This window comes from Psychrobacter sp. YP14 (assembly GCF_003209315.1).
Lineage (GTDB): Bacteria > Pseudomonadota > Gammaproteobacteria > Pseudomonadales > Moraxellaceae > Psychrobacter > Psychrobacter raelei.
Map to the genome: position 1 here is coordinate 2,811,021 of NZ_CP029789.1, position 6,404 is coordinate 2,817,424.

Below are 6,404 nucleotides of genomic sequence, written 5' to 3' on the forward strand. Positions count from 1 at the left end.
CAACGGTAAAAACTGCCCCATACAGAGCTATTGGTCATCGACTGGACGAATATTTTGTAACTCTTGGCGAAAGGCTTCTATGTCTTGAAAGTCTCGATACACACTGGCAAAGCGCACATAAGCGACGTCATCAAGCTCTTTGAGTTCACTCATTACCACTTCACCCAAGCCTTTACTGCTAATCTCACGCTCGCCCAATTGACGAATGCGCTTCTCAATACGGCTAATCATCGCTTCCTGCTCATCCAAGGTTACCGGTCTTTTTTGCAGTGGTAATTGGATAGATCGTTTTAGTTTTTGGGAGTCATAAGGCTCAATACGCCCGTTAGACTTGATAATTCGTGGCATCACCACCTCTACTACCTCAAAGGTCGTAAAGCGCTCTTGACACTGATTGCACTGGCGGCGACGGCGCACCTGAGCACCCTCAGCCGCTAAGCGTGAATCAATAACCTTGGTGTCATCTGCATTACAATAGGGACACTGCATAATAGGCTCTCAATAGATTGCTAAAGAATGTTTTTGTTATTTACCGATACAAAAGCTGCCAAAGATACGACCCAATAAGTCATCTGCACTAAATTCACCAGTAATCTCACCTAAGCTATACTGGCCTTGACGTAGGCTTTCAGCCACTAATTCGCTTGCTTGATATATCACCAATTGTTGATGTGCTTCATCCACATGCTGCTGTGTACGGCGCAAAGCATCTAGGTGACGGGTGCGGGCAATTAGGCTGTTTTCGGGGGGATGAAAGCCGACTTTATCGCACAAACTAGCGATTAATTGTGGGATACCTTGTGAGGTTTCACATGAAACATTAACCTGCTCATACCCTAAAATATCCGCCTTATCTGCCAACTTATTGGCACCCTCACCCATATCTTCAACTAAATCGCGCTTATTACCAATAAGCAGCAGCTTACTAGGATCAAAGTTTGGGGTGCCATCCATACCTTGTCCAAACAGCTCTGAAGCCAGTTTTAAGGGATCAACTTCTTGAGATAAATCATACACTAACAACAGCAAATCCGCTTGATTGATAGCGGTACGAGCTCTTTCGATACCTATACGCTCTACAGCATCTGTGGTGTCACGCAGACCTGCAGTATCAGTCAAATGAATGGTCAGCCCATTGAGCACTATGGTTTCTTGCAACGTGTCACGCGTGGTGCCGGCCACATCGGTGACAATAGCACGCTCTTGACCTGCTAAGCTGTTTAGCAGGCTTGATTTACCCGCATTGGGGCGACCGGCCAATACCACGTGCACCCCATCGCGCAAAAGCTGACCTTGTTGGGCTGTGGATAAGATGGTGGTTAACTGCTGCTGTATGCGCTGTAACTTGCCCTCAATAACCCCATCGCTTAAAAAGTCCACATCCTCTTCATCAGGAAAGTCGATGGAAGCTTCGACATACAAACGCAGCTCAATTAACGCCTCTAATACCTCATTAATCTTGTTAGAGAAAGCGCCGGTTAAAGAGCGGATAGCACTACTGGCAGCAGCAGCACTGGTGGCATCAATGGCATCAGCAATGGCCTCTGCTTGTAGCAAGTCTAGTTTGTCATTATCAAAGGCACGGTAGGAGAATTCACCTGCTTGAGCTTGATGCGCACCAAGCTCAAATACGCGCGCTAACAGCTGGTTTTGCAATATCATGCCACCATGACCCTGCAGCTCGATAACGTCCTCACCTGTGAACGAATGCGGCGCTTTAAAGTACAAGACCAGGCCTTCATCTAGCACATTGTTATTGGCATCGTAAAAACGGCAAAAACTGGCCAAACGAGGCGTAAAACTCTCCTTACCGGTCAGTGCACAGGCAATGGAATAAGCCTTGGGGCCTGACAGTCGAATAATCCCTACGCCGCCGCGACCGACAGGGGTGGCGATGGCAGCAATGGTGGTGGTGTGTGTCATATTTTTTGGCTCAAATTAAGAGTGAGTGACGCAAGCGATAATCATAAGCGCTCTGCGCGGATTTGGCTGTACGCTTATATTGCCGATATTATGTCTTATAGTAGGTGTTAAGGGATGGATATTCAATGATGGCCCTAAAAAAACAAAAGCACCCATACAAGACATATAGGTGCTTTTTTATAGCTGTTTAGATCATAAAGCGGTAGGCATAAGCCTAATGCTTGAGCGTATTAGCTTGGCATTTTGGCCGCTTTTTCTCTTTGCTCACGTTCCACTTTTTTATTCACGATATACTGCTGACCCATAGTGAACAGGTTATTCACAGTCCAGTACAACACCAAGCCTGCTGGGAAGAATAGCATGAATAGCGTGAAAATAATCGGTAAGAACTTCATCACCTTAGCCTGCATAGGATCTGTCGGCTGCGGACTGAACATCTGCTGCGCGAACATACTGGCACCCATCAACATAGGTAAAATGAACCAAGGATCCATCGCTGATAAGTCTTGAATCCATAAGATCCAAGGCGCATGACGTAGCTCAACACTCTCAACCAATACCCAGTACAAGGCTAAGAAAATAGGCATCTGTAACAAGATTGGCAAACAGCCCGCCATTGGGTTAACTTGCTCTTCTTTGTAGATGGCCATCATCTCTTGTGACATCTTCATACGGTCATCGCCGTGCTCTTCTTTTAAGGCTTGCAGACGCGGAGCAATAGCACGCATCTTAGCCATCGAATAGTAGCTCTTATTTGAGAACCACATAAGCGCAATCTTAACCAACAAGGTTAGGGCAATAATTGACCAACCCCAGTTGCCTATGACTTTGTGAATGCCTTCTAAGATAGCGAACAACACTTTTGAGATGGGCCATAAGAAGCCATAATCCACAGTTTTGTTCAAGCCAGGTGCCACTTCAATCAATGATTCTTGATCTTTTGGACCCGCATATAAGGTTGCCGTAACGTCTTTTTGCTTATTGGCAGGAACAACGATGGGCTCACTGTTCATACCGATGAAATGATCGCCTGCTTTTTCACGGCTGAAGAACTGACCTGTAAAGTTATTCGGGGTCCAAGCTGATACAAAGTAATGCTGAACAATACCCACCCAACCTTTATCGCTGGCTGCTGTTAGCTCACCATCATTAAAGTCTTTGAACTTAAGCTTGTTGTAATCATCATCTGGTGTACCCCAAGCACCGCCCAGATAGGTAGCCATACTTAAGGCACCTTTATCAGACATACCAGGATCTTTGCTGCTATCACGTTTTAATTGAGCAAAGACTTGACCATTCCATGGCTGAGTACCTGTATTATTAATATTATAATTAACACGGATAGGATACTTGCCTTGGGTGAAGGTAAAGCTCTTAGTAATGGTCACGCCATCTTGTTTGTAAGTCAGCGGTACGGTTAACGTCTTTTGACCGGGCTGCATTACATAATTATCAGACTGATAGCTGTATTTTGCACGGCCAGAAGCAGTATCGATACCATTAGGACCAATCAAACCTGACTGAGCCACATACACACGTTGACCTGAGTCTTCTAATAAAACAAACGAATTATCGCTGTGTAATTTAGCATTATAGTCACGCAATGCTGCGTACACCACATCGCCACCTACCGGATCAATCTTAACTTGATAACGGTCTGTGGTGACATTGATAAGCGTTCCCGCTTTGGCTTCTGTACTCTCGCTATCCGCTTTGCTTGACGGGATATCAGTTGCCGTGGCTGCAGGTATATCACTAGCACCAGCTGTGGTCGGAATATCGGCCCCCGTGGTGGAAGTGGATACAGAAGGGGTTACTGCGTCTGCTGATGTGGCTGGCACATTGGCATAGTCCTTCTGCCAAGCAAGCACCAACAAATATGCGGTAATCAGCATCGCAATGATGATGAGCACCCGTAGTATCTTTTGCATAAGATTGTCCTAAACAACTCAAAATGAATGTTCTAAATTAACACTTAAAACGTAATCGTCACCGGTAGCTCAGGCCTTTGTCTGTTTGCCTGGGCTTAATTTTTTATAGCAAAACCTGTGACTTTGGTCGCTACAGTACCTTTAAAACGTTTACAAAATGGTGACTATTTTACTAAAAAACCATGGTAAATGATATAGAAGGCATATTTCAGACAAAAGATGACATAAGCATTACTTTAAGTGTTATTAAATTCAGCTTACTTTTTGGTATGAGTCTGCTCTGTTTGATAGGTGCTGGCTTTAATAGAAGCATTAAAGGTGTTATTTAATCGAGACACATAGCTAATTTTGTCTTTATAAACCCCTCGACCTACTAATGTTTCACGTGAAACACTGTTATCTATAGCTGTAAATACCATTTTATACAAAGGCAGCGGCACAAAGTCGATCCCATGCCCACCAAGGGGATGACAACTGCCTATACGCTTTAGCGTAAGCCAACCGCCTTTGCCCGCACCATGCCACAATATGGCTGTTTTGCCATACTCAGAGCAGGTCGGATAATAGCGACACCGACCCGGTAAGGCAGGACTCACAAAGCGCTGATAACCGTGAATAATTGCCAATAACATGCGTGAAAAAAAACCGTTTATTGGAAGACTCATGGCGCTCTCCTTAGCTTAACACCCCATTGACCACACAGGCTCGCCAAGCTTATTGTCTAAAACAATCAGTGCCTCAAATAATCAGCCGCTAGACATCACTTGTCTTTATGTTTGACATCTGCAGCTGTAGCGCGCCGCTGTTTAGAGATAACCTTGGATAAAATATCTGAAATTTCCTGACGCATTTGCTCATTACTCAGTGCTTTGGTCGATCTTTTTAAAATAAATACCACATCAAGCGCTGGTAACTGGGCATGCGTATGTCTAAACTGCTCACGAATGATACGTTTTATGGTATTTCTGGCTACTGCGGTCGGGATTTTTTTCTTAGTAATCGCCATACCCAGTCGGGCCTGCAAGTGATCAGAATCATAAGCAAACGCCATAAAGTGGGTTTGATGAACCTTAAACAGCGGCTGATTAAATACCGGTTTAAATTCGGCAGGCTTCAATAATCTTTTTGCTTTGGGATAACAGTAGTCAGTCATGAGGGGTCAACATACAATAAAAAAATAACGGTGATTTTTAGTTTTTAAATACCATAAGCAAAAAAAGCACCTAATAATTAGGTGCTTTTAATAAAATATACGAATTAACGTGTCTATCAACAGTTTTCCAGTAATTAAATACTAATTACACAGTTAAACGATGACGACCTTTTGCACGACGACGTGCTAAAACTTGACGGCCTTTTTTAGTTGCCATGCGAGCACGGAAACCATGGGTGCGCTTGCGTTTGATAACGCTTGGCTGGAATGTACGTTTCATAAATCACCTTTGACAGCAAAGAAATTAAAAATAAATAGAGTTCACTAAGAATTTGTAGTAACGAACGATTATGCCAGTATTTTTGTTAATTGTCAATAATAAATAGCCTGTTAACATCAGCTTGCAATCCTTAATTCATCACAGGTTGCGCTAAAAACAGACCTATCTAATCTGCACTTTTTTGTCGTTTGATTAGCCGCTAGAGTCTCTATTTCTGATTAAAAAATTGCTCATAAATCGCCTGTCAAATACAACTTATTTAAGCTTAAATAATCTTAAATTTTGCAGAGCTTAGTGACCAAAACTCACCAAAACAAATGACAATAAATATTAATAAAACCATGTAATAAAAATCATCTATGAAATCCTAGAAATAGTGTAGATTATCTTAAATATTGACAGTGGCGGTTTTTTACTCAGTCCAGCCATTTGGTACTGCAAAATTAAAAGCTCATTGTTTGACACTCATGCTCACTTCAACTTTCTCCCCGCAATACCTAATATGCGTTTTATCACTACTGTAAAAATCAGATCCTGTGCTGTGTTTAGATCACTGATGCTTAAGATATCTTTGGGTATACGAGTTATCTTTTGTTCAAATTAATTGGCGGTTTGCTAAAGGTGTTTGATAGCGCTCTGTACAACCTAGTCACTTGCTTTGATTGGTTTAATGACTGTGACTGAATCAATCAGCTTACTGCTAAATTTTTTGTATTTACTCTGATTATCCTCAAAGAGCTTTGTTTTAATACATGTTTTATACAGCTGCTGTGCCTATTATCAAAAACTTATCCACAGCACACGGTGTCCCCTATAACTATATATATAATAGTTCTTTTGTTATTATTAGTACCCTTGTTTTCTGTGAATAACCAATATAATTCATTATAAATCATATACTTAATCTGTGGTTATTGCTGTTGATAACCTGTTATTAAAACCTGTATAACTTAGCTATTTTAGTTATCCACAGATTTAACCACAAAGTTATCCACAACATAATTTTGATGATATTTATGATTTAGTGTGGTAAAGTACCCCCACGAAATAAGACAGACAGGTTAATTGTTACTGTCTATTTTGCTTTTTTTGTCCGTTTTATTAGGGTTAATGGGTC

6 protein-coding genes are annotated in these 6,404 nt (G+C 42.1%); all 6 read right to left on the minus strand.

The annotated features are described in order from the left end of the window. Positions 1-27 precede the first annotated feature (27 nt). The 6 genes from nrdR to rpmH all read right to left on the minus strand — a co-directional run bounded on the left by nrdR (position 28) and on the right by rpmH (position 5,287). The gene (nrdR, locus tag DLE54_RS11590) at positions 28-489 is read right to left on the minus strand and encodes a transcriptional regulator NrdR (RefSeq protein ID WP_110817245.1); all 462 of its coding nucleotides are present in this window, start codon (positions 487-489) and stop codon (positions 28-30) included. Between the two features lie 36 nt (positions 490-525). Continuing rightward, complete coding sequence (mnmE, locus tag DLE54_RS11595; protein ID WP_110817246.1) at positions 526-1,923, minus strand: tRNA uridine-5-carboxymethylaminomethyl(34) synthesis GTPase MnmE; 1,398 nt, start codon at positions 1,921-1,923, stop codon at positions 526-528. A 230-nt stretch (positions 1,924-2,153) separates the two neighbouring features. Further along, entirely contained in the window at positions 2,154-3,854 is a 1,701-nt protein-coding gene (gene yidC / locus DLE54_RS11600) for a membrane protein insertase YidC (protein WP_110817247.1), read from the minus strand. A gap of 257 nt (positions 3,855-4,111) precedes the next feature. Then, positions 4,112-4,519 carry a membrane protein insertion efficiency factor YidD gene (gene yidD, locus DLE54_RS11605; RefSeq protein ID WP_110817248.1) on the minus strand — a complete coding sequence of 136 codons (408 nt, stop codon included), beginning with the start codon at positions 4,517-4,519 and terminating at the stop codon, positions 4,112-4,114. A 95-nt stretch (positions 4,520-4,614) separates the two neighbouring features. Continuing rightward, positions 4,615-5,007: a ribonuclease P protein component gene (gene rnpA / locus DLE54_RS11610; protein ID WP_110817249.1), complete on the minus strand. Its 393-nt coding sequence runs from the start codon at positions 5,005-5,007 to the stop codon at positions 4,615-4,617. Between the two features lie 145 nt (positions 5,008-5,152). After that, a complete protein-coding gene (gene rpmH, locus DLE54_RS11615; RefSeq protein ID WP_007394757.1) occupies positions 5,153-5,287 on the minus strand; it encodes a 50S ribosomal protein L34 in 135 nt (44 codons plus the stop codon). Between the last annotated feature and the right edge of the window lie 1,117 nt (positions 5,288-6,404).

What these genes read in the sequence shown, in the direction of transcription:
- yidC (WP_110817247.1), bottom strand. Translation starts at nt 3,854, where the DNA reads ATGCAAAAGATACTACGGGTGCTCATCATCATTGCGATGCTGATTACC.
- rpmH (WP_007394757.1), bottom strand. Translation starts at nt 5,287, where the DNA reads ATGAAACGTACATTCCAGCCAAGCGTTATCAAACGCAAGCGCACCCAT.
- nrdR (WP_110817245.1), bottom strand. Translation starts at nt 489, where the DNA reads ATGCAGTGTCCCTATTGTAATGCAGATGACACCAAGGTTATTGATTCA.
- yidD (WP_110817248.1), bottom strand. Translation starts at nt 4,519, where the DNA reads ATGAGTCTTCCAATAAACGGTTTTTTTTCACGCATGTTATTGGCAATT.
- mnmE (WP_110817246.1), bottom strand. Translation starts at nt 1,923, where the DNA reads ATGACACACACCACCACCATTGCTGCCATCGCCACCCCTGTCGGTCGC.
- rnpA (WP_110817249.1), bottom strand. Translation starts at nt 5,007, where the DNA reads ATGACTGACTACTGTTATCCCAAAGCAAAAAGATTATTGAAGCCTGCC.